Source organism: Pseudomonas sp. PNPG3 (assembly GCF_023093815.1).
GTDB lineage: Bacteria > Pseudomonadota > Gammaproteobacteria > Pseudomonadales > Pseudomonadaceae > Aquipseudomonas > Aquipseudomonas asiatica.
This window is the reverse complement of record NZ_JALLKV010000057.1, coordinates 17,635-38,785: the sequence shown is the minus strand read 5'-3', so window position 1 is coordinate 38,785 and position 21,151 is coordinate 17,635. Positions and strand designations below refer to the sequence as shown.

The window sequence follows — 21,151 nt, the reverse complement described above, 5'->3', positions numbered from 1 at the left end:
CATACATGCACCTCTTACTCATGTTATGCCCGAACACAAAATTTCTGACACCCTCGCCGTTGGGGCCGCTTTGCGGCCCTTTCGTGACACAAGGCCGCTCCCACAGGGAATTGCGTACTCCTGTGGGAGCGGCCTTGTGTCGCGATGGGCTGCAAAGCAGCCCCAAGGTCCTCAATCTTCACCAAAAACCTCAACCACTTCGATCACCTGCTCCCCCACCGGCCGCCGCCAGACCACTTCATCCCCAGGCCCCGCCCCGAGCAAAGCCCGCCCCAACGGCGAACCCCAGTTTATCAACCCCCGCCCGGCATCCGCCTCATCCTCGCCCACCAGCCGCACCACATGTTCCTGGTCCTGCGCATCGACAAACCGCACCCGGCTGCCAATCTGCACCTTGCTGCGCGATGTCGCCGCCGGCACAACCTGGGCGCTTTGCACTCGCGCGCTGAAGTAGCGCAGGTCCCGTTCGGTATCCGCCAGCCGCTGCTTGTCGCCACGTTCAACTTGTGCCTGCAGTTCGCTGCGCAGGGCATTCAGCTCGGTCACGCGCTCCTGCAGTTGGCGCAGGCCACTGGCGGTCACGTAGTTGGGTTGTTCGCTGACCCGTCGCTCGACCGGCTGATCAGCCTGGGCGGCGGCCTGGTCTTCGTTGACGAATGCTCGGCTCATGCGTGGCCTCCTTTTGCAGGAGACCATCATCGCAGGCCGCCGGTTTCAAGGGATGTCCGTTTGCGACTCAGTTGTGGCGATAGGCGCGTGCGGCGTCGCGGTCCTTTTCCTGCTCCCAGTCGCGCTCGCGCTGGTCCCAGAAGCGCTCGTGGTACTGGCGCTGTTCTTCGCTGTTCTGCATGGCGTGGCACTGGCGAAAGCCGTCGTCCCAGCCGCTTTCGTACTGGCGCTCGTGCAGGTAGCGCGGCACGTCCTTGCGAAAAGCGCCGACCATCAGCCCTGCCGCCTGTCGGCCGCTGCTGCAGCCGTCCTGGAAGCCATCGGCATAGGCGGGGGGATAACCCTGGTGGACCATCTGCTCGTGGGTGGTTTCGCAACCAGACAGCAACAACGCCATGCACACGCCGAACCAGTACCGCGACATAACCACAAAACCCTCCGGTTGATACTGGAAAGTCTAGGTGGCGATTTGTCGGGGAGCCGTTAAAACAGTGTCAAAGAGTCGGTTGGTTCACACAGGTCAGCCTTGATGCGGTCATTTGTGGGAGCGGCCTTGCGTCGCGAAAGGGCCGCAAAGCGGCCCCGGCAATTCTGCATGAGTGCAACAATCTGGGGGCGCTTCGCACCCCTTTCGCGACGCAAGGCCGCTCCCACAAAGTCCGCTTCAGTAGTGATACCACTTCAACTCCAGCATCACCTCGTTCTGCGCCGTAGCCAGGTGGCTGAACTCTCGCGAAGCACTCAACCGCAGGCCCAGGTTCTGGCTGATCTCCCATTGCTGGTTAAGGCTCACACTGCGCCGTACTTCGCCATTGGTGAAATAATCGCCCTTGGCCTCCAGCGTCATGTTGCCCAGCCCGTTGCGCCACAGCAGCCCGCCATTGAAGCCCGCCGCCGGGGCGATGAACTGGGCAAAATCATTGTGGTGCTCGACCCGCAGCGTGCCCAGGGCAAAGCCCAGCAACCCGTCGGCCAGTTGCCAGGTGCCGCCGGCCCCGCCGTTCACATGGCTTACCAGCACTTCGTCATCATGCTTGCCCGGCACGCGCTCCAGCCCGCCGGCCACCTGCCATGACCAGGGCTTGAGCAGCTCGTTGCGCGGTGTCAGCGAGCGGATGGTGGCCAGGTCCAGGCGCTGCACCTGCCAGTCATTGCCTTCGTACTGGCGCAGCTTCAGCTGCAGGATCTCGATCTGCGCCCCCAGCGGGAAGCCATAGGCGTTGTCATTCAGGTCGTGGTAGGCCATCCGCAGGCCGTACTCGGCGTAGGCGCGGTCTTCGCGGGTGCCTACGCCCAGCTGCCAGGTGCGCGAGTCATGGCCGTCCTCGGGCAGGCCTGGGCGCTCGATCTGCAGGGGCGGGGGCGGGTTGCTGTTGATTGCCCGCAGCAGTTCGAAGCTGCGTTTCGCCTGCCCAGGGTCGCGCTCCTGGCCATTGGCACGGTAACGCTCCAGGCGGTACGCGGCGTCCTGCACCAGTGCCTGGCGCTGGCGGGGGAGGGCCTTGAATTCGGGGCTCTGCAGTTGCCCGGTGTCGGCACTTACAGCCAGCACCTGGCGCTTTTCGTCGTGATCGAGCGGCTCGGCCCGGGCCAGCAGTTCACGTTCGCGAGAGGGGCGGTACGTCTCGCTGGCGACCATGCCGGACTGCTTCACGGCTTTCACCGTGTCGGTCGGGATGGCGGTCAGCGGGAACTGCGAGGTCAGGTCAAGGCCCGGCCGGGCCACCTGCAGCAGCTCCAGCAGGCGGTACGAGCAGTTCTCATCGAAGAAGAAGTAGTCGAACTGGATCTGCTTCAGCTCCCACACATGTTCGACCATGCGCCCGGTTTCTTCCGGGGTCAGGTCCAGTTGGTATTCCCACAGGTCGCGGTTTTCCAGGCTGCGGTATTCGGACAGTTTCTCCTGGTAGGGCATCAGCGCGAACAGGCCCGGGTAGCCACCCATCAGGCCCTTCCAGGCATACAGGATGCTGTTGTCGCTGCCTTCGATGTAGGCGCCGAAGTTGATTGCGTAGCTCAGCAGCGTGGTGTCGTCGCTGCGGGTGTTGGACTGGTCGATGCGCAGCAAGGTGTGGCCGAACATCGATGACGGGCTGTTCAGGTAGGCCGCCGGGAAGATCAGCGCCGCACTGTGTGGGTCGATCGACTGGTACCAGGTGGTGAACTCCTGGCAGTCAGGTTGCGGCAAGTCTTGCAGGTCGAGCTGTTCGCGCAGCCAGCGGGTGCGCGCCGGGAATACGCACTGGGCATGTTTGTCACCGAGGCTGGCCGGGGCGTACAGCGCTTCGACCGTGGCTTGCAGCTCTTGGTCGGGGTGGTGCGCGCCGTCCTCGGCAAGGAAGAACGCATCATCATCCACGTAGCTGCGCCAACCACCCAGCTTGGCGGTTTCGTAATGGCCCAGGGCAATCCAGTAAGGGGTGTTGGCCAGTTGCTGGACACGGCCTTGGTCCAGCACAGGCGCGGCATGAACAGGGGCGCAGGCACACAGCGCCAGAGATACGAAGCGTTTGAGCATGTCGGGCAACTACTTCTTAACGATGCCGAAAAAAGGCGAAACCCGCCCCGGGGCCGGGGCGGGAGGAGCTGCACTCAGGCCTCGGTTGCGTATTTGGCCAGGCGTGGGTCGTTCTTCAGAACAGCCAGGGTGTTGCTGTGGACGGTTTCGGCAGTGACGTCGGCGCTGCTGAAGATCTGGTTGAAGTGCTGATGGGTGACCGATGCGAAGTAGCCACGGTCTTCAGGGGCCACGCCGAGAACCACGGCATAGGTGGTCAGTGCTTCGCCCTGGCCCATGGCCATGTCTTCGGAAAGCTCATTCATCATGCCGTTCATGGCGAACCAGGACTTGCCGCCGTAGGTCAGCGACGCTTTGGTCGAGCAACCGTTGGTGCCGGAGGTCATGCCGAAGGTGGCGTTACCGGAGGTGCCGTTGGTGGTGGAAGCCAGGAAGTGTGCCGGAGTGCCGCGCTGGCCTTCGAACAGCATGTTGCCCCAGCCGCAGTTCGGGCCGCCTGGCGCTTCGGCCATGGCATTGATCGAGACCACGGTGAACAGAGTACCCAGAAGAATCCGTTTCATAGCATTTGTTCTCTATTTGACTTAACCAAGGGTCAGGGTTTCTGGCAACTCGGTTGCCAGGTCGGGAAAGCTTTTCACCCACCCGCGCAGCTTGGAGTTTAGGCACGATCTAAGAGTTGCGTTGTTGATTGCGAAAAATTTGCTGTTGCATGACCCGCACCGGCTGCGACATAAAGTCCTGCGGAGCCTTGCAAGGCGCGCGCGGGCAGCGCCAGAATGCTGCGTATCTGCCCCGCCGAAGTAAGGAAACCCAATGCCCGATCCTGTCGCTGCGCGCCTGCGTCTCGCGCCTGAAGCCCTGACCCGGCGTTTCTCCCCCGAGCAGTTTGCCTTTACCAATACCGACGATCTGGAGCCGTTTCGCGGAGTCCTGGGCCAGGAGCGTGCTGTCGAGGCCCTGCAGTTTGGCGTGGCCATGCCGCGCCCTGGTTACAACGTGTACGTGATGGGCGAGCCCGGCACCGGCCGCTTCTCGTTCGTCAAGCGCTACCTCAAGGCCGAGGGCAAACGTCAGCAGACCCCGGCCGACTGGGTTTACGTCAACCACTTCGATGACACGCGCGAACCCCGCGCACTGGAATTGCCGTCCGGCACCGCCGGAGCGTTCATCGCCGACATGAACGGGCTGATCGACAACCTGTTGTCGACCTTCCCTGCGGTATTCGAGCACCCGTCGTACCAGCAGAAGAAAGGCGCCATCGACCGCGCCTTCAACCAGCGTTACGACCGCGCCCTGGATGTGATCGAGCGCGCCTCGCTGGAAAAGGACGTGGCCCTGTACCGCGACGCCAGCAACGTCGCCTTCACCCCGATGGCCGACGGCAAGGCGCTGGATGAAGCCGAATTCGCCCAGTTGCCGGAAGAGGTGCGCGAGCAGTTCCACGAGGATATCGCCCTGCTCGAGGAACGCCTGAACGAAGAGCTGGCCAGCCTGCCGCAATGGAAACGCGAGTCGAACAACCAGCTGCGCCAGCTCAACGAAGAAACCATCACCCTGGCCCTGCAGCCGTTGCTGGCGCCGCTGTCGGAGAAGTACGCCGAGAACGCTGCGGTCTGCGCCTACCTGCAGTCTGTGCAGCTGAACCTGCTGCGTACCGTGGTCGAGCAACTGGTCGATGACAGCAAGACCGACGCGGCCGCGCGCAAGCTGCTGGAAGAGCAGTACGCCCCAAGCCTGGTGGTCGGCCACCACGCCGATGGCGGTGCGCCGGTGGTGTTCGAGCCGCACCCGACCTACGACAACCTGTTTGGCCGTATCGAATACAGCACCGACCAGGGTGCGCTGTACACCTCTTACCGTCAGCTGCGCCCAGGCGCGCTACACCGCGCCAACGGCGGCTTCCTGATTCTGGAAGCCGAGAAGATGTTGGGCGAGCCGTTCGTCTGGGACGCGCTCAAGCGTGCGCTGCAGTCGCGCAAGTTGAAGATGGAGTCGCCACTGGGCGAGCTGGGGCGGGTGGCCACCGTTAGCCTGACGCCGCAGATGATCCCGCTGAACATCAAGCTGGTTATCATCGGTTCGCGCCAGCTTTACTACGCGCTGCAGGACCACGACCCGGACTTCCAGGAAATGTTCCGGGTGCTGGTGGACTTCGACGAAGACATGCCCATGGTCGACGAGAACCTGGAGCAGTTCGCCCAGCTGTTGCGCACCCGCACCAACGAAGAGGGCATGGCGCCACTGACCAGTGACGCGGTGGCGCGTCTGGCCACCTACAGCGCCCGCCTGGCAGAAAACCAGTCGCGCCTGTCGGCACGTATCGGCGACCTGTTCCAGCTGGTCAGCGAAGCCGATTTCATCCGCCAGCTGGCCAGTGACGAAATGACCGACGCCGGGCACATCGAGCGTGCGCTCAAGGCCAAGGCCACCCGCACCGGGCGTGTTTCGCAGCGGGTGCTGGACGACATGCTCGCCGGCATCATCCTGATCGACACCGAAGGCGCGGCCATCGGCAAGTGCAACGGCCTGACCGTGCTGGAAGTGGGTGATTCGGCGTTCGGTATGCCGGCGCGTATCTCCGCCACCGTGTACCCGGGCGGCAGCGGTATCGTCGACATCGAGCGTGAGGTAAACCTCGGGCAGCCGATCCACTCCAAGGGTGTGATGATCCTCACCGGCTACCTGGGCAGCCGCTATGCCCAGGAGTTCCCGCTGGCGATCTCGGCGAGTATCGCCCTGGAACAGTCCTACGGCTATGTGGACGGTGACAGTGCCTCGCTGGGCGAAGCCTGCACGCTGATCTCGGCCTTGTCGCGCACGCCGCTCAAGCAGTGCTTCGCCATTACCGGCTCGATCAACCAGTTTGGTGAAGTGCAGGCGGTGGGTGGGGTCAACGAGAAGATCGAAGGCTTCTTCCGCTTGTGCGAGGCGCGTGGCCTGACCGGCGAGCAGGGGGTGATCATCCCGCGTGCCAACGTTGCCACGCTGATGCTCGACGAGCGTGTGCTGCAGGCAGTGGAGAACGGCATGTTCCACGTGTACGCGGTCAGCCAGGCCGACGAGGCGTTGAGCCTGCTGGTGGGCGAGGAGGCCGGTGTGCTGGATGACAAGGGCCAGTTCACCGAAGGCAGCGTCAACGCGCGGGTGGTGGAGCGCCTGCGTGAGATTGCCGAGATGATCAGCGAGGAAGAAATCGAGAAGGCGGAGAAAGAGCGCCTGGAAGAGGTGATTGCCCAGGCCAAGCCGGCCTGAGTCAAGAAACCGGCGCTGGCGGCGATGTGCTACCGTTCAGCGCCGGTTTTCCATCTTTCTGTACCGTTCTTCTATGCTGGAACTTAAGGACGGTAACAGCGTTCAGGATGGAAACAGCCTGAGGTTCAGGCTGAACAAGGCTTATTGGAGGGGGCGCGGCCATGCGCAATCTCAGCCTCACACGCCAGTGCCTGGGCCTGGTGACCCGCATCGAATGCAGCATCCGTCCGCTGGCCGGGGATAACGGCATGTGGACGCTGCTGTTCGCCGCCGGCATGGCCGGTGAACAACCGTCCGCGATCAAGGCCCAAGGGCCGTTCCATGGGCCGCTGGTGGCCGAATCTGTGCTCAATGCCATTGTCGACAGCCTGACCTTGCATGGGTACCAGGTGGCCGAGGATCCGCAGATCTGGTGTTTGCATTTGCAGGCGCAGTTGCGGCGGATCAACGGTGAGCGGTGTAGGAATCTGGGGGATTACCAGTTTCATCCTGAGACCTGATTGATGCAGGGGGCCGCTTTGCGGCCCATCGCGACACAAGGCCGCTCCTACAAGGGACCGCGATCTCTTGTAGGAGCGGCCTTGTGTCGCGATGGGCTGCAAAGCAGCCCCGTTCACCGGGCTTTTGCTGTAACAGGTGGCTGGCTATACTCGCCGTCGCTTTTTTAGTCACCTGATGAGTCCCGAAACTCCATGGAACGTATCCTCGAAAATGCGATGTATGCCTCGCGCTGGCTGCTCGCCCCCATCTACTTCGGCCTGTCCCTCGGCCTGCTGGCCCTGGCGCTGAAATTCTTCCAGGAAGTGGTCCACGTCCTGCCCAACGTCTTCGCCCTCAGCGAAGCCGACCTGATCCTGGTGATCCTGTCGCTGATCGACATGTCGCTGGTGGGCGGCCTGCTGGTGATGGTGATGATCTCCGGCTACGAGAACTTCGTCTCGCAACTGGACATCGACGAGAGCAAGGAAAAGCTCAACTGGCTGGGCAAGATGGACTCTTCGTCGCTGAAGATGAAGGTTGCCGCATCGATTGTGGCCATTTCGTCCATCCACCTGCTGCGGGTGTTCATGGACGCACAGAACATCTCCACCGATTACCTGATGTGGTACGTGATCATCCACATGACCTTCGTGGTCTCGGCATTCTGCATGGGTTACCTGGACAAGCTGACCAAGCACTGAACCTTTCAGGCCTCTTCGCAATCCCTCTGGGAGCGGGCAAGCCCGCGAAGAGGCCGGCACGGTCCAACTGACGAGCGGCGTCAGTCATGCCTTGTGCATTCGCCCTTTCTGTACAAAAAATGAGCTCTCATGCGTGGTTCCCATCGCGAGGTGCTCTCATGAACCTGCATCAGCTCAACACCGAGGCCAGGGCTGGCCATGTCGACGAACTGAACCTGATCGCCATCGAAGGCGGTGACTACCTGCTCGAAGCGCGGATCAAAGGCCACCCCCATCCTCTCTCCGACACCCGTGGTGAACGCTTGCGCGTGCATTCGGTGGAGGATGCACGCAAGTTGCTGCAAACCATCCCCATGGTCTCGATGAACCTGGTGCACTGGTCGGTGCAGGACGAAATGTGCGGCATGGGCACGCACCCGGAAGAAGACTTGAAGGTGCCGATTTCCCAGCGCTCGGCCTGGTAGCTGCTCGCAGCGCCCCAGTGTGCTAGGCTGCTCGCCCTTTTCATCAAGGGCGCGGCTTCACTGCGCCCTGCAGTGGAGCACGACAATGTCCGAACTCAACCTGTCCACCGACGAAACGCGCGTCAGCTACGGCATCGGCCGTCAGCTGGGCGGCCAGCTGCGCGACAACCCGCCACCGGGCGTCAGCCTGGAAGCCATCCTGGCTGGCCTGACCGATGCCTTCAACGGCGCCGACAGCCGCGTCAGCGAAGCCGACCTGTCGGCCAGCTTCAAGGTGATCCGCGAAGTGATGCAAGCCGAAGCAGCTGCCAAGGCTGAAGCCGCTGCTGCCGCTGGCAAGGCATTCCTGGTCGAGAACGCCAAGCGTGACGGCATCACCACCCTGGCTTCGGGCCTGCAGTTCGAAGTACTGACCGCAGGTGAAGGCGCCAAGCCGACCCGCGAAGACAATGTGCGCACCCACTACCACGGCACCCTGATCGACGGCACTGTGTTCGACAGCTCCTACGACCGTGGTCAGCCGGCTGAATTCCCGGTAGGTGGTGTGATCGCTGGCTGGACCGAAGCCCTGCAGCTGATGAACGCTGGCAGCAAATGGCGCCTGTACGTGCCGAGCGAGCTGGCCTACGGCGCCCAAGGCGTTGGCAGCATCCCGCCGCACAGCGTGCTGGTGTTCGACGTCGAGCTGCTCGACGTTCTGTAATGCCCTCGGGGCCGCATTGCGGCCCATTCGCGGGCAAGCCCGCTCCCACAGGTACAGCGCAGGATTCAAATGCTGTGGAGTCCCTGTGGGAGCGGGTTCACCCGCGAAGAGGCCGGCCCTGCCAGCCTCAATTCCAGTCTGTCCCCCCGGGGCGCAACGCCCGCGCATAGCAGAACAGAAACAGATTCCGCACCAGCTCCTTGAGTACCCCCGGTTCACTCGAATTCAGCCCGCTCATGTCCAGGTCGCCCTGGTCACGCAGCTCGTCGAGCGCTTCTTCTTCAAGCACTGCGCACACTTCGCCGGTTTCCCGATGAAGAATGCGCAGGTAGGGGTGAGGGCGGTCCAGCCAGGCGTCGATCAGATAAGTCATGGCTATTCTCCTTGGATAGCAGTCCCAATGAGAATAATTCTTATTACCTGAATAGCAAGCGCCAATTGGCGGTTTTTTGGAAAATCAGACTTTGCGAACGAACTCGGACTTCAGCTTCATGGCGCCGATGCCGTCGATCTTGCAGTCGATGTCGTGGTCGCCGTCGCACAGGCGGATATTCTTGACCTTGGTGCCGACCTTGACCACGAGGGACGAGCCCTTGACCTTGAGGTCCTTGATCACGGTGACGGTGTCGCCATCCTGCAGGATGTTGCCGACCGAGTCCTTCTTCACCACCTCGTCGCTGGCCGCTTCGGCGTCGCCGCTGGCCGACCACTCGTGGGCGCATTCAGGACAGATCAGCTGAGTGCCATCCTCATAGGTGTATTCGGAGTTGCATTTCGGGCAGGGTGGCAGAGTGCTCACTTCGGTTCCTCAAACAAACAGACGGGCGGTTAAAAACCCGAATTGTATAAGGTATTTTTTCGGAAGTGATTATGTCCGGACAAAAGCATCGCGGGCAAGCCAGCTCATACAGGCGACGCAATCCTGTAGGAGCGGGCTTGCCCGCGAATGAAGACGACTCGGTCTATCAGTGAGTACGCGCGACAGCAAACTCGCTCAACTCGACCAGCGCATCACGATATTCGCTGGCCGGCAGCACTTCCAGGCACTGGATGGCACGCTTCACATAGTCACGCGCCAGCTCCGCCGTGTACTTCAGAGCACCCGACTCCTCGACTGCCACGCGAATCTGCTCCAGGTCTTCCAGGCCACCCTTCTGGATCGCCTGGCGCACCAGCGCAGCCTGTTCGGCGGTGCCTTCGCGCATGGTGTAGATCAGCGGCAGGGTAGGCTTGCCTTCGGCCAGGTCGTCACCGACGTTCTTGCCCAGGGTCTGCGAGTCGCCCTTGTAGTCCAGCAGGTCGTCGACCAGCTGGAACGCCACGCCCAGGTGGTCACCGAAGGTACGCAGGGCCTCGCGCTGTTCGTCGGTTGCTTCGGCCAGCGCGGCGGCGCTGTGGGTCGAAGCCTCGAAGAGCATCGCGGTCTTGCCGCGGATGACCTCCATGTAGACTTCCTCGGTGGTGCTGGCGTCGCGTACCCGCGACAGCTGCAGCACTTCACCTTCGGCAATCACGCGGGTGGCCTTGGACAGGATCTGCATGACCGGCATCGAGCCCAGTTCGACCATCATCTCGAACGAGCGCGAATAGAGGAAGTCGCCCACCAGCACGCTCGGCGCGTTGCCCCACAGGGCATTGGCGGTGGAGCGGCCACGGCGCATGCCGGACATGTCGACCACGTCGTCGTGCAGCAGGGTAGCGGTGTGCAGGAATTCGATGGTGGCAGCCAGCAGGCGCAGGTCGTCGCCTTCGCGGCCCAGGGCCTTGCCACACAGCAGCACCAGCAGGGGGCGCAGGCGCTTGCCACCGGCGGACGTGATATAGTCGCCGATCTTCGATACCAGCGGCACGCGCGAGGTCAGCTGCTTCTTGATGATCTCGTCGACGGCGCTGAAATCATCAGCCACCGCGCGGTAGAAGGATTGGGGTTGCATCGGCTGCTCCAGTGAGGTTGCGCGGCATGCTAGGTCGCGGGTCCCGGTGTGTCAAGGCGCGGTGCCAGCGCCCCGGGGGCGGCACTTGCAAGCAAAACCACGGTTGCGTACAATCGCGCACCCTAACTTCCTGGGCAGCACCTGCCTTACGCAATTGCGCCGGGCCGTTCCAGCCCTGTGCAGCCATGCCAGCCAATACTCATCATATAAAGCGCTGGGTGAGCAGGATTATCGGAGAAATACCATGTCTTACGCAGTAATCGTTACCGGCGGCAAGCAGTACAAAGTCGCTGAAGGTGAATTCCTCAAGATCGAAAAACTGGAAGTCGCCACTGGCGAATCCGTGACCTTCGATCGCGTCCTGCTGGTCGCCAACGGTGAAGAAGTCACCATCGGTGCTCCAGTTGTTGCTGGCGCTAAAGTAGTGGCCGAAGTCGTTTCGCAAGGCCGCCACGACAAGGTTCGCATCATCAAGTTCCGTCGTCGTAAGCACCACATGAAGCGTATGGGCCACCGCCAGTGGTTCACCGAGATCAAAATCACCGGTATCCAGGCTTAATCCCCTAGATCCCCTGAATTTATTTGGAGAATTGAACCATGGCTCACAAGAAGGCTGGTGGTAGTACTCGTAACGGTCGCGACTCAGAATCGAAACGCCTTGGCGTGAAGATGTATGGCGGCCAGGTTATCAAGCCAGGCAACATCATCGTCCGTCAGCGCGGCACCGAATTCCACGCTGGCTACGGTGTTGGCATGGGCAAGGATCACACCTTGTTCGCCAAGATCGAAGGCGTGATCAAGTTCGAGAAAAAAGGCGAGTTCATGCGCCGTTACGTGAGCATCGTCGCCGCTTAATCGCGACGTCGCTCCAGAAGCCCCGTCATGCGACGGGGCTTTTTCGTTTGTGGTGAGCCTCTTGCAAAGCTGTTTGTATGGGCTGCCGGCGTGGGTTTCTACGGTCGTACGGGGCCGCCGCGCTCATTTTTGCAAGAGCCTCAGGTTTTTCAGGTATTCAACTCGCCAGCAGGCGAGAGGCGGTTTTGAATGAAGTTTGTTGACGAAGTATCCATTCGGGTCAAGGCCGGTGACGGTGGCAACGGTTGCATGAGCTTCCGTCGCGAGAAATTCATCGAGAACGGTGGCCCCAACGGTGGTGACGGTGGCGACGGTGGTTCGGTGTACATGATCGCCGACGAAAACCTCAACACCCTGGTCGACTATCGCTACACCCGTCACCACGAGGCCCAGCGTGGCGCCAACGGCGGCAGCACCGACTGCACCGGCAAGAAAGGCGACGACCTGTACCTGCGTGTGCCGGTCGGCACTACCGTGATCGACGCCTCCACCCAGGAAGTGATCGGTGACCTGGTCACCCCGGGCCAGAAACTGATGGTCGCCCAAGGCGGCTGGCACGGCCTGGGCAACACCCGCTTCAAGTCCAGCACCAACCGTGCACCGCGCCAGACCACCCCGGGCAAGCCAGGTGACCAGCGTGACCTGAAGATGGAAATGAAAGTGCTGGCTGACGTCGGCCTGCTGGGCCTGCCGAATGCCGGCAAGAGCACCTTCATTCGCTCGGTTTCGGCCGCCAAGCCGAAAGTGGCCGACTACCCGTTCACCACCCTGGTGCCGAACCTGGGTGTGGTCAGCGTCGACCGCTGGAAGAGCTTCGTCATCGCCGACATTCCTGGCCTGATCGAAGGTGCTTCCGAGGGCGCCGGCCTGGGTATCCGCTTCCTCAAGCACCTGGCGCGTACCCGCGTACTGCTGCACCTGGTGGACATGGCGCCGCTGGACGGAAGCAGCCCAGCCGATGCCGCCGAAGTCATCGTCAACGAGCTGACCCGCTTCAGCCCGTCGCTGGCCGAGCGTGAGCGCTGGCTGGTGCTGAACAAGGCCGACATGGTCATTGCTGACGAGCGCGACGAGCGGGTCAAGGAAGTGGTCGAGCGCCTGCAGTGGGAGGGCCCGGTCTACGTGATTTCGGCCATCTCCAAGCAGGGCACCGAAAAGCTCAGCCACGACCTGATGCGCTACCTCGAAGACCGCGCCGACCGCCTGGCCAACGACCCGGCCTACGCCGAAGAGCTGGCCGACCTCGACCAGCGCATCGAAGACGAAGCCCGTGCCCAGCTGCAGGCCCTGGACGACGCCCGTACCCTGCGCCGTACTGGTGTCAAGAGCGTGCACGACATCGGCGACGATGACGGTTGGGACGATGATTTCGAGGACGACGAAGACGGCCCGGAAATCATTTACGTGCGCGACTGACCGGTTGCAGTACACTAAACGCCGCTCTTTGGAGCGGCGTTTTTGTATCCACGGTATCTACAGATTCGACATAGGTTGGAAGAAGATGCGAAGCAAGGTGACGGGCGCCAAGCGCTGGGTCGTGAAGATTGGCAGTGCTCTGCTGACCGCCGATGGCAAAGGCCTCGATCGCGGTGCCATGGCCGTTTGGGTCGAGCAGATGGTCGCGCTGCGTGAGGCAGGCGTGGAGTTGGTACTGGTCTCCTCCGGGGCCGTGGCTGCCGGCATGAGCCAGCTGGGCTGGACGTCGCGACCGAGTGCGATGAACGAGCTGCAGGCGGCAGCCTCGATCGGCCAGATGCGCCTGGTGCAGGCCTGGGAGTCGAGCTTCGGCGAGCACGGCAAGCACACCGCGCAAATCCTGCTGACCCATGACGACCTGTCCGACCGCAAGCGCTACCTGAACGCCCGCAGCACCCTGCGCACGCTGGTCGACCTGGGCGTGGTGCCGGTGATCAACGAAAACGATACCGTGGTCACCGATGAGATCCGCTTCGGCGACAACGACACCCTGGCGGCGTTGGTGGCCAACCTGGTCGAGGCTGACCTGCTGGTGATCCTCACCGACCGCGATGGCATGTTCGATGCCGACCCGCGCAACAACCCCGAAGCCCAGCTGATCTACGAGGCTCGCGCCGACGACCCGGCACTGGATGCCGTGGCCGGCGGTACCGGTGGCGCGCTGGGTCGTGGCGGCATGCAGACCAAGCTGCGCGCCGCGCGCCTGGCTGCCCGTTCCGGTGCCCACACCATCATCATCGGTGGCCGCATCGAGCGCGTGCTGGATCGCCTCAAGGCTGGCGAACGCCTGGGTACCTTGCTGTCGCCCGAGCGCGGCATGCTTGCCGCGCGCAAGCAGTGGCTGGCCGGCCACCTGCAGACCCGTGGCACCCTGGTGCTGGATGCCGGTGCCGTGCAGGCGCTGCGCCAGGCCAACAAGAGCCTGCTGCCGGTTGGCGTGAAGACCGTGCAGGGCAGCTTCCGTCGTGGCGAGATGGTGGTGTGCGTCGGCCCGGACGGCCTGGAAGTAGCCCGTGGGCTGGCCAACTACAGCGCCCTTGAGGCGCAGAAGATCATCGGCCAGCCATCCGATGCCATCGAAAGCCTGCTGGGCTACAGTGCAGAACCGGAGTTGGTGCACCGCGACAACCTGGTGCTGGTATGAGCGTGCTGAAGCGGGTAATCGGCGTGGCGGCATTGGTGCTGCCAATGCTGGCCGGGGCCGAGGAAATCGGCCAGGTATCCACCGTGTTTAAGTTCCTCGGGCCGAATGACCGCATTGTGGTCGAGGCGTTCGACGACCCCAAGGTCGAGGGCGTGACCTGCTACCTGTCGCGGGCCAAGACCGGCGGCGTGAAGGGTGGGCTGGGGCTGGCGGAGGACCGGGCGGAGGCATCGATTGCCTGTCGCCAGGTCGGGCCGATCAACTTCAAGGGTGAGCTGAAGGATGGCGAGGAAGTGTTCAAGGAACGCACCTCGCTGGTGTTCAAGACCATGCAGGTGGTGCGCTTCCTCGACAAGAAGCGCAATACGCTGGTGTACCTGGTGTACAGCGACCGCATGATCGAAGGCAGCCCGCAGAATGCGGTGACCGCGATTCCGATTCTGCCTTGGGCTCATTGATAGCCTGACAGATCGCCGGGAGGCCTTTGGCCTCCATCGCGACACAAGGCCGCTCCCACAAAGGTCCTGCGTACACCGGTCAATGTGGGAGCGGCCTTGTGTCGCGAAAGGGCCGCAAAGCGGCCCCACTACTCCGATATCAGGCCAACTCTTCGGCCTGATGATCCTCACGCACAACCGCCTTCACCTCATCCCGACGGCTGATGAACTTCCAGTCCGCCTCGTCGATGTAGATGCCATTCGGCCCACTGCCACCTTCCAGGTCGATCGCCACGCGCGCCGACACCTGCGGCTTCACGCTCGCCAGGATCGGCACGAAGCCGAGCTGCAGGCTGGTCTCCAGCAGTGCAGCCTGGTTGCGTTCGTCGATGTCCGCCGCTTCGTCCAGGTAGTACGGCAGGCGGATACGCCCGGCCAGGTCGCGGTCCATCAGGTGCAGCAACAGGTACATGTTGGTCAGCGCCTTGATGGTCATGGTGGTGCCGTTGGATGCCGCGCCGTCGATGTCGGCATGGATCACCGGCTGGCCGTTGACCTTGGTGATCTCGAACGCCAGCTCGAACAGGTCCTTCAGGCCCAGCTGGTTGTGGTTGGCTGCCACCAGCCGTGCCAGGTATTCCTTGGCCTCTTCGTTCTTGTTGTCCTGCTCGGCGCTCTGGGTCAGGTCGAATACCGACAGGGTTTCGCCTTCTTCGTACTGACCGGCGCTGTGGATGATCTGGTCGATGTGCTTGAGCGCTTCCTTGTTCGGCGCCAGCACCACGCGGAAGCTCTCCAGGTTGGATACCTGGCGCTTGTTGATCTCGCGGTTGAACAGCGCCAACTGGTGCTCGAGGCTGTCGTAGTCGCTGCGGATGTTGCGCAGGGTTCGGGCGATGTCGGTGACCGCCGCGCGGCGGGCCTTGGCCAAGGTCAGGGCTTCGTCGGTGCGGTGCGCGTAGGCATTTACCAGCAGCTGCAGGCGGCGCTCCATGTCGTCTTCGCTGTCGAACTTGGCCACGCCTTTCAGGCGCACCTGGGCGTACAGCGCCTCGATCTGGTTGTCCACCCGCTGCAGGCTCTGCCAGCTGTCCTGGTAGTCGTTGAGCAGTGGCAGCAGGTTGTCCATCGAGTCGTCGATGGCTTCCATGTACGGCGTGCCGTAGGGCAGGTCGGCCGGCAGCAGCTGGCGACGGCGCAGGGCGTCTTCCAGGGTGCGCTGCTTGGCCTCGAGGTCGCCGATCTGCCGGCCGACCAGCTGCAGCTTGGCCGACAGCTGCTGGACACGTTCAGTGAAGGCGTCGCTGGAGCGTTTGAGTTCGTCCTGGGCGGCTTCGAGCTGCGACAGCTGCTCCAGCTTCTCGGGCTCTTCGGCGGCCAGGGTTTCGCTGCGGCGGAAGTCTTCCAGCGCTTTCTGCGCGTCCAGTACTTCCTGGTACAGGGCCTCGGTCTGCGCCTTGGAGGCGGAGCGGTCGGCGGCCACGGCTTGCTGGGTCTTGAGCTGCTTCAGCTCTTTTTCCAGGCGCTCTTTCTGGTCACGCAGGGCGGCACGGTCGGCCAGGGCCTGCAGTGCCGGTGGGTCGATGTGCGACAGGTCGATGGACAGGCCCGGGGCTTCGAAGCGTTCGCCCTTGAAGCCGTCGAGCACCGCTTCCAGCGATTTTACCCACAGGTCGCTGTCGTCCAGTTCGATACCGCGGTCGCCCAGCGGCAGGCTGAACAGCGCGCCATTGAACAGGCGCATCAGGCGGTCGACGTCCTGCTGCGAGAACTCTTCGCGCAGGCGGGCGTAGCTGTTGTTGTCGGCGTGGTCGAGCTGTTGCTTGACCTGCTTCAGGCGCTTTTCCAGGTCGCGGACGCGTTCGTCCAGGTCTTCGGCGCTGAACTGCCGCGACTGGGCCAGGGCGCCGGCCAGTTCGTCGTGGGCGTCCTTGGCCGCCAGCAGTTGCTGCTCCAGCACCTTGACGTCATCGACCAGGGCGAAGCGATGTTTGAGCACCGACAGTTCGCCCAGCCAGCGCTGGATACCGGTGATTTCACGCTCCAGGCGCATCAGTTCCTGAGTACCGCCGCGCTGGTCGTTCTGCAGGCGGTCCTGCTCGCCACGGTAGTGCTCGGCCTGGATCACCAGCTCTTCCTTGCGCGCCATGGCGTATTCCTGCCAGGTGCCCAGCAGGGTGTCGAGCATTGGTGAAATGCGGTGCAGTTTGCCGCGCAGGATGTCGCGCTGGGCCACTCCACCGGCCAGGGCCTCGACCAGCGGGCCGGCGGCGACCAGGGCGTTGTAGTCCTGTTCCATGCGGCGCACGTCGCGGAAGGCTTCCTCGCATGCGGCGATGTAGTCGACGCTACCGGAGCGCAGGCTGTGCTCGAAAGCGTCGAGGAACAGCTGCTTGAGCTTGGCGGCGGTGATTTCGCGCATGTGCAGCAGGTTGATGAACAGCGCGCGGAAGGTTTTCAGGCTTTGCTCGCTGGTCGAGCGCAGCGGGATCATGGTCAGGTCCAGCGGCACCGAGGTGTGGCCACCGACCAGCAGACGACGCAGTTCGTCCGGCTTCAGCTCGTAGGCCTTGATCCCCAGGCGCTCGAGGTTGGTGAACAGCTCTTTCTGGCGCAGGCACGTGTCGTTCTTCTGGTAGTGGGCCAGGTCCAGTTCGCCCTTGTAGGCAAAGAACTGGTGGCCGAAACCGCCGCCCGGGCCGCGGCCGACAACGCCGATGACGTGCGGGCCGTGGGGCAGGCTCAGTTCGCAGAGAATGTACGAGGTATCGCTGGCGAAGTAGAAGCGGCGCGACTGCTCGAGGCTGTACTTGCCGAAGCTCATGTCCGACATGCGCGCCAGGATCGGGAACTGCAGGGCGTTGATCGACGCCGATTTACCCAGGTTGTTGGCACCGTATACCGACAGTGGGTGCTCCAGCGGGAACAGGCCAAGGCTGTAGCCGGCGGTGTTGAGCAGTGCGAAGCGGCGGATGCCGTAGCGTTCCTGGCTCATGCGTCAATCTCCTGTTGCTCTTCGCGGATGGCCCGGGCCAGGGCTTCCTCTTCGCTTTCCTCGCCCTCGAAGGGGCTGAGGTCGAGCGGGTCGTCGGTGCGGTTGATTTCTTCGGGGCTTTCTTCCTCGACCAGTACCGGGGTCGGCAGCGGCAGGTCGCTGTGCAGGGTGGCCGCCAGGTCGCGGTCCTGCTGTACGGCCAGGCACACGTCGAGGAAGCGATGCATCGGCGGCAGGAAGCGGTAGATGCCGCCTTCCTCGAAGGCGAAGCCGAGCTGGGTCATGCGGCGCAGGATTTTTTCTTCCAGCTCGTCCACGGTCTGCACTTCGGCCTGCAGGAACAGGTCGCGGTACTTGTCCAGCAGCGAGGGCAGTTCGTCACGGCCGATGCTGCCGCCATCGAGCACGGCCATCGGGTCGCGGCCCTGGTCGGCCAGGTGTTCGACCAGGATGAAGGTGAACAGCGACAGGCGCTGCGCGGTCTTGTTGACCTGCGCGGCGGTCATGTCCGGCACGAAGTAGTAGAAGCCACGGGTGTCGCACACCAGTTCGAAGCCCAGGGCCTTGAACAGGGTGCGGTACTGGTCCTGGAAATTCGACAGCTGGGCGTACAGCTCGGGGTCGCGGCGGCTGACGTGGAAGCCTTTGAACAGCTCGCGGAAGATCGGCGCGAGCTGGGACAGTTCGGAAAGATCAAGATGCATGGGCTGGGCTCGCGTTGGATTCGGTAGGCGCGCTGGCGGCGTCTTCGCGGCTGGAGGTCAGGGCGAACGAGCGCAGGCTGACCAGGTGTTCCTGGGTGATGTACTCGCGGCGGTCGAGGCGTTCGCGCTTGAAGCGCTTTTCCCGCGACAGGCGCGAGAACCAGTACAGCAACTCGTCGGTGGCGCCTTCGGGTTCCTGCTCCAGCAGCCAGACCATCAGGTCGGGCAGCGGCAGGGCCTGTTCGCAGCGTTCGGCCATTTCCTTGACCGTGCGCGGTGCACGGGGCAGGGCGCCGGACTGGGTCTTGTGGGCCTTGGGGAAGCGTGCTGGCTTGGGCTCGAAGCGGGCCAGGGCGTAGACATAGGCCTCGACCTGGCTGGCGCTGCCGAGGAAGGTGCTTTGCGGGCGGGTGAACATCGGCATGGCCGCTTGCGGTACGGCGTCGATGCCCTTGCGCCGGATCACCGACAGGGCCAGTGCGGCGCCACGGGTCACGGCGTTGTGCCGGCGGGCTTCTTCACGCAGCGGCAGCAGCAATTCGCGGGCGTGGCGCAGGGTCAGCTGGGCGCTGGTCTGCATTTCCAGGATGCGCGCATGGGTGCGCAGCAGCATGTCGTCGTCGACCAGGTGGCCCAGGCGCGCCTGTTCGCCCAGCAGCTTCAGCAGCACGGTCTCGACCTTGCGCACGCCCTGTTCGAAGGCGCCGTCGGCGTTGACCAGCTGGATCATCGGCTCGACATACTCGTCCCAGGTCGCCAGTACTTCGGCATAGCGCTGGCGCAGCGGGATCTGGCGGTTGCTGGTCTTGGCCCGCTCGGCCACGGCCACCAGTGCCTGTTCGTCGTTGTCGAGCTTCTTCAGTACATCGCGCACGCGCATGTCGAGCAGGCGCAGCTGGCGCGCCAGGTCGTCGCTGTCGCGGTTGTCGAAGGCGTCCTGAATATGCCCGGCCAGGCGCTCCAGGTGGCGCAGGTAGGCTTCGATCTCCAGGCACAGGCCCAGCCGGTGTTCGCGGCGCAGGTAGGCGAGGAAGTCGTGGATCTGCGCGTTGAGCTCGAAACGGTTCGGGCTCTTGGCCACCGGGACCAGGATATCCAGGCGGATCCACACGTCGAGCAGCTGGGTGATGTCCTGCGGGGTGCTCTCGACCTGCTGGCGGGCCACATGCTGACGCAATTCGACCAGGCTCAGGGTGCCCTGGTCGAAACGCTCGCACAGCGGCTCGATCAGGGCCCAGTGTTCGGCTAGGGCGCGCAGGACGCGCTTGGGTTCGATCATTGGCTTCGACTCGTTGCCAAGAAAAAGGGGGCGATTGTACTGCATCCGGGGGGGAGGTTTTCACCCCTTGGTCTGTAATGAGAGATAACCTTTGTCGTTGTACGGGATTCACTGGCCCTTTCGCGGGTGAACCCGCTCCCACAGGGCCTTGCGCAGTACCGGTGGGAGCGGGTTCACCCGCGAAAGGGCCGGTGCAGGCAATAAAAATCCGCCGACCAGTTGCGGCACTCGAATGCCAACGGCGTTAGAATGGCCCTTTGTCTTCACCCCTCGGAACCCCGCCCCTTGCTCACCGAACCCCGTCGCCGCGCCTACCTTTCCGCCATGCAAGTGGTGCACTGGCTGCCGCGCGCCGAACTGCCGTTCGCCGCACCGTCGCGGCCCGAGCTGCTGCTGCCGGTGGCGCCGGTCGAGGACCTCGACTTCGACGTCAGGCCGGCACCGGCTGCCAACGAGGCGCCAGTCACCCCACAGGCCCGCTCCGGCGAGCGGCCGAAAATCGAGATTCCGCGCCCGGGCAGTGCGCCCAAGCCGGCCGCCAAGCCTGTCGAGGCCGAGGAGCAAGCCACGCCACCGCGCCCGGCCATGGTGCCACCCCCGCGCTTCTCGCTGCAGCTGCTGCGAGCCGGCAGCTGCCTGCTACTGGTGGAGTTGGCTACCGGCCAGCCGTTCCAGAGCCGCGACCCGTCGTACCTGCTGCTCAAGGACATGCTGCGCGCCGCCGGCCTGCCCGACGCACCGCAGATCATCGGCGAGCCGGTGCGCTGGCCGCTGCTGGTGCGCGGCAACATGGACCAGGGCCCGGAGGCGGCGCGCGATTTTGTCCAGGGCTTTGTCCAGGCGCGCTTGGAGGACGCCCCGTGCACCTGCCTGTGGCTGGTCGGCCTGCCGGCGCTGCGCTTTGCCGCCAATGTCGACGGCGAAGCCTATTACCAAACCCTGAAGCTCGAGGGCCTGGGCGAAGCCTGGGCCTTGCCGGGCCTTGAACTGTTGATGGACGAGCCGCAGCGCAAGGCGGACGTCTGGAAAGCCATGCGCCAGCTGATGGCGCGCTGGAAGAGCGTTGAATGAGTGACTCGATCAGCTTCCGCCGGATGACCGAGGCGGATCTGGATGCCGTACTTAAGATCGAATATGCCGCGTTCAGTCATCCCTGGACTCGAGGGATCTTTCAGGATGCGCTCAAATCGTATGAAGTCTGGCTGATGTTCGACGGCCAGCAGCAGGTGGGCCATGGCGTGATCAACGTGATCATCGACGAGGCCCACCTGCTCAACATCACCGTCAAGCCGGAAAACCAGGGCCGCGGCCTGGGCCTGCGGCTGCTCGAGCATCTGATGGCCCGGGCCTACCAGCTCAATGGCCGCGAGTGCTTCCTGGAGGTGCGTGCCAGCAACCAGTCGGCCTATCGTTTGTACGAACGCTTTGGTTTCAACGAAATCGGCCGCCGCCGCGACTATTACCCGGTTGCCGGCGGCCGTGAAGACGCCTTGGTGATGGCCTGCACCCTGCTCGAAGATTGAGCAGGGCGGGCTTC

The 21,151-nt window shown here is 63.3% G+C and carries 22 protein-coding genes; 12 read left to right on the top strand and 10 right to left on the bottom strand.

All coding sequences use genetic code 11. The features are described 5' to 3' along the window. Positions 1-171: 171 nt before the first annotated feature. The 4 genes from MJ643_RS25710 to MJ643_RS25695 form a co-directional block, all read right to left on the bottom strand. Entirely contained in the window at positions 172-669 is a 498-nt protein-coding gene (locus tag MJ643_RS25710; RefSeq protein ID WP_038408667.1) for a GreA/GreB family elongation factor, read from the bottom strand. 67 nt (positions 670-736) lie between these two features. Continuing rightward, positions 737-1,093 (bottom strand): hypothetical protein, encoded by a 357-nt coding sequence (locus tag MJ643_RS25705; protein WP_013970815.1) that lies wholly within the window; start codon positions 1,091-1,093, stop codon positions 737-739. A 240-nt stretch (positions 1,094-1,333) separates the two neighbouring features. After that, positions 1,334-3,187 (bottom strand): DUF4105 domain-containing protein, encoded by a 1,854-nt coding sequence (locus MJ643_RS25700; protein ID WP_038408669.1) that lies wholly within the window; start codon positions 3,185-3,187, stop codon positions 1,334-1,336. Positions 3,188-3,261: 74 nt separating this feature from the next. Then, a complete protein-coding gene (locus MJ643_RS25695; RefSeq protein WP_003256313.1) occupies positions 3,262-3,750 on the bottom strand; it encodes a DUF3015 domain-containing protein in 489 nt (162 codons plus the stop codon). Positions 3,751-4,003: 253 nt separating this feature from the next. Between MJ643_RS25695 and MJ643_RS25690 the strand changes: the two genes are divergently transcribed. From MJ643_RS25690 to MJ643_RS25670, 5 genes are all read left to right on the top strand, one after another. Next, entirely contained in the window at positions 4,004-6,442 is a 2,439-nt protein-coding gene (locus tag MJ643_RS25690) for an ATP-binding protein (protein ID WP_013970817.1), read from the top strand. A 161-nt stretch (positions 6,443-6,603) separates the two neighbouring features. Then, positions 6,604-6,942 (top strand): hypothetical protein, encoded by a 339-nt coding sequence (locus tag MJ643_RS25685; protein ID WP_003247487.1) that lies wholly within the window; start codon positions 6,604-6,606, stop codon positions 6,940-6,942. Positions 6,943-7,134: 192 nt separating this feature from the next. Beyond that, a complete protein-coding gene (locus tag MJ643_RS25680; RefSeq protein WP_003247486.1) occupies positions 7,135-7,623 on the top strand; it encodes a TIGR00645 family protein in 489 nt (162 codons plus the stop codon). A gap of 158 nt (positions 7,624-7,781) precedes the next feature. After that, entirely contained in the window at positions 7,782-8,087 is a 306-nt protein-coding gene (locus MJ643_RS25675; RefSeq protein ID WP_013970818.1) for a DUF6482 family protein, read from the top strand. A gap of 85 nt (positions 8,088-8,172) precedes the next feature. Continuing rightward, positions 8,173-8,790, top strand: coding sequence for an FKBP-type peptidyl-prolyl cis-trans isomerase (locus MJ643_RS25670; RefSeq protein ID WP_003256315.1), 618 nt, complete (start codon positions 8,173-8,175; stop codon positions 8,788-8,790). Positions 8,791-8,917: 127 nt separating this feature from the next. On the opposite strand, the gene MJ643_RS25665 is transcribed toward MJ643_RS25670, so the two are convergent. From MJ643_RS25665 to MJ643_RS25655, 3 genes are all read right to left on the bottom strand, one after another. Further along, positions 8,918-9,163, bottom strand: a complete 246-nt coding sequence (locus tag MJ643_RS25665; RefSeq protein WP_003256316.1) for a hypothetical protein — start codon at positions 9,161-9,163, stop codon at positions 8,918-8,920. Between the two features lie 84 nt (positions 9,164-9,247). Next, positions 9,248-9,589, bottom strand: coding sequence for a zinc ribbon domain-containing protein YjdM (locus MJ643_RS25660; protein WP_009686103.1), 342 nt, complete (start codon positions 9,587-9,589; stop codon positions 9,248-9,250). 166 nt (positions 9,590-9,755) lie between these two features. Continuing rightward, entirely contained in the window at positions 9,756-10,724 is a 969-nt protein-coding gene (locus MJ643_RS25655; RefSeq protein ID WP_003256318.1) for a polyprenyl synthetase family protein, read from the bottom strand. Between the two features lie 244 nt (positions 10,725-10,968). Here MJ643_RS25655 and rplU point away from each other — a divergent pair, with 244 nt between their 5' ends. From rplU to MJ643_RS25630, 5 genes are all read left to right on the top strand, one after another. Further along, entirely contained in the window at positions 10,969-11,283 is a 315-nt protein-coding gene (rplU, locus tag MJ643_RS25650; RefSeq protein WP_003247466.1) for a 50S ribosomal protein L21, read from the top strand. Between the two features lie 38 nt (positions 11,284-11,321). Further along, positions 11,322-11,579, top strand: coding sequence for a 50S ribosomal protein L27 (gene rpmA / locus MJ643_RS25645; RefSeq protein ID WP_003247464.1), 258 nt, complete (start codon positions 11,322-11,324; stop codon positions 11,577-11,579). A 189-nt stretch (positions 11,580-11,768) separates the two neighbouring features. After that, entirely contained in the window at positions 11,769-12,995 is a 1,227-nt protein-coding gene (gene cgtA, locus MJ643_RS25640) for an Obg family GTPase CgtA (protein ID WP_038408672.1), read from the top strand. Between the two features lie 85 nt (positions 12,996-13,080). Next, positions 13,081-14,199, top strand: a complete 1,119-nt coding sequence (gene proB, locus MJ643_RS25635) for a glutamate 5-kinase (protein ID WP_015268899.1) — start codon at positions 13,081-13,083, stop codon at positions 14,197-14,199. A gap of 5 nt (positions 14,200-14,204) precedes the next feature. After that, the gene (locus MJ643_RS25630) at positions 14,205-14,657 is read left to right on the top strand and encodes a CreA family protein (protein WP_161795752.1); all 453 of its coding nucleotides are present in this window, start codon (positions 14,205-14,207) and stop codon (positions 14,655-14,657) included. 139 nt (positions 14,658-14,796) lie between these two features. Here the strand turns inward: MJ643_RS25630 and mksF are convergent, their stop codons facing one another. From mksF to mksB, 3 genes are read right to left on the bottom strand one after another with little or no spacing between them, the layout of a single operon-like run. Then, positions 14,797-17,631: an Mks condensin complex protein MksF gene (gene mksF, locus MJ643_RS25625; protein WP_208209619.1), complete on the bottom strand. Its 2,835-nt coding sequence runs from the start codon at positions 17,629-17,631 to the stop codon at positions 14,797-14,799. Continuing rightward, entirely contained in the window at positions 17,628-18,335 is a 708-nt protein-coding gene (mksE, locus tag MJ643_RS25620; protein ID WP_208209620.1) for an Mks condensin complex protein MksE, read from the bottom strand. The genes mksF and mksE overlap by 4 nt, the downstream gene beginning before the upstream one ends. Next, positions 18,325-19,614: an Mks condensin complex protein MksB gene (gene mksB / locus MJ643_RS25615; protein ID WP_024086237.1), complete on the bottom strand. Its 1,290-nt coding sequence runs from the start codon at positions 19,612-19,614 to the stop codon at positions 18,325-18,327. The genes mksE and mksB overlap by 11 nt, the downstream gene beginning before the upstream one ends. Positions 19,615-19,899: 285 nt before the next feature. On the opposite strand from mksB, the gene MJ643_RS25610 reads away from it, so the two are divergent. Together MJ643_RS25610 and rimI are read left to right on the top strand one after the other, a co-directional pair. Further along, the gene (locus MJ643_RS25610) at positions 19,900-20,685 is read left to right on the top strand and encodes a hypothetical protein (RefSeq protein WP_024086238.1); all 786 of its coding nucleotides are present in this window, start codon (positions 19,900-19,902) and stop codon (positions 20,683-20,685) included. Then, a complete protein-coding gene (rimI, locus tag MJ643_RS25605; protein WP_013970827.1) occupies positions 20,682-21,137 on the top strand; it encodes a ribosomal protein S18-alanine N-acetyltransferase in 456 nt (151 codons plus the stop codon). Before MJ643_RS25610 ends, rimI begins: the two co-directional genes overlap by 4 nt. The last annotated feature ends 14 nt before the right edge of the window (positions 21,138-21,151 follow it).

Excerpts from the sequence above, each read along its gene's own strand:
- MJ643_RS25665 (WP_003256316.1), bottom strand. The coding sequence starts at position 9,163 with ATGACTTATCTGATCGACGCCTGGCTGGACCGCCCTCACCCCTACCTG.
- mksB (WP_024086237.1), bottom strand. The coding sequence starts at position 19,614 with ATGATCGAACCCAAGCGCGTCCTGCGCGCCCTAGCCGAACACTGGGCC.
- MJ643_RS25655 (WP_003256318.1), bottom strand. The coding sequence starts at position 10,724 with ATGCAACCCCAATCCTTCTACCGCGCGGTGGCTGATGATTTCAGCGCC.
- MJ643_RS25675 (WP_013970818.1), top strand. The coding sequence starts at position 7,782 with ATGAACCTGCATCAGCTCAACACCGAGGCCAGGGCTGGCCATGTCGAC.
- MJ643_RS25705 (WP_013970815.1), bottom strand. The coding sequence starts at position 1,093 with ATGTCGCGGTACTGGTTCGGCGTGTGCATGGCGTTGTTGCTGTCTGGT.
- MJ643_RS25695 (WP_003256313.1), bottom strand. The coding sequence starts at position 3,750 with ATGAAACGGATTCTTCTGGGTACTCTGTTCACCGTGGTCTCGATCAAT.
- rimI (WP_013970827.1), top strand. The coding sequence starts at position 20,682 with ATGAGTGACTCGATCAGCTTCCGCCGGATGACCGAGGCGGATCTGGAT.
- MJ643_RS25670 (WP_003256315.1), top strand. The coding sequence starts at position 8,173 with ATGTCCGAACTCAACCTGTCCACCGACGAAACGCGCGTCAGCTACGGC.
- MJ643_RS25710 (WP_038408667.1), bottom strand. The coding sequence starts at position 669 with ATGAGCCGAGCATTCGTCAACGAAGACCAGGCCGCCGCCCAGGCTGAT.
- cgtA (WP_038408672.1), top strand. The coding sequence starts at position 11,769 with ATGAAGTTTGTTGACGAAGTATCCATTCGGGTCAAGGCCGGTGACGGT.
- MJ643_RS25680 (WP_003247486.1), top strand. The coding sequence starts at position 7,135 with ATGGAACGTATCCTCGAAAATGCGATGTATGCCTCGCGCTGGCTGCTC.
- mksF (WP_208209619.1), bottom strand. The coding sequence starts at position 17,631 with ATGAGCCAGGAACGCTACGGCATCCGCCGCTTCGCACTGCTCAACACC.
- MJ643_RS25685 (WP_003247487.1), top strand. The coding sequence starts at position 6,604 with ATGCGCAATCTCAGCCTCACACGCCAGTGCCTGGGCCTGGTGACCCGC.
- proB (WP_015268899.1), top strand. The coding sequence starts at position 13,081 with ATGCGAAGCAAGGTGACGGGCGCCAAGCGCTGGGTCGTGAAGATTGGC.
- mksE (WP_208209620.1), bottom strand. The coding sequence starts at position 18,335 with ATGCATCTTGATCTTTCCGAACTGTCCCAGCTCGCGCCGATCTTCCGC.
- MJ643_RS25690 (WP_013970817.1), top strand. The coding sequence starts at position 4,004 with ATGCCCGATCCTGTCGCTGCGCGCCTGCGTCTCGCGCCTGAAGCCCTG.
- rplU (WP_003247466.1), top strand. The coding sequence starts at position 10,969 with ATGTCTTACGCAGTAATCGTTACCGGCGGCAAGCAGTACAAAGTCGCT.
- MJ643_RS25700 (WP_038408669.1), bottom strand. The coding sequence starts at position 3,187 with ATGCTCAAACGCTTCGTATCTCTGGCGCTGTGTGCCTGCGCCCCTGTT.
- rpmA (WP_003247464.1), top strand. The coding sequence starts at position 11,322 with ATGGCTCACAAGAAGGCTGGTGGTAGTACTCGTAACGGTCGCGACTCA.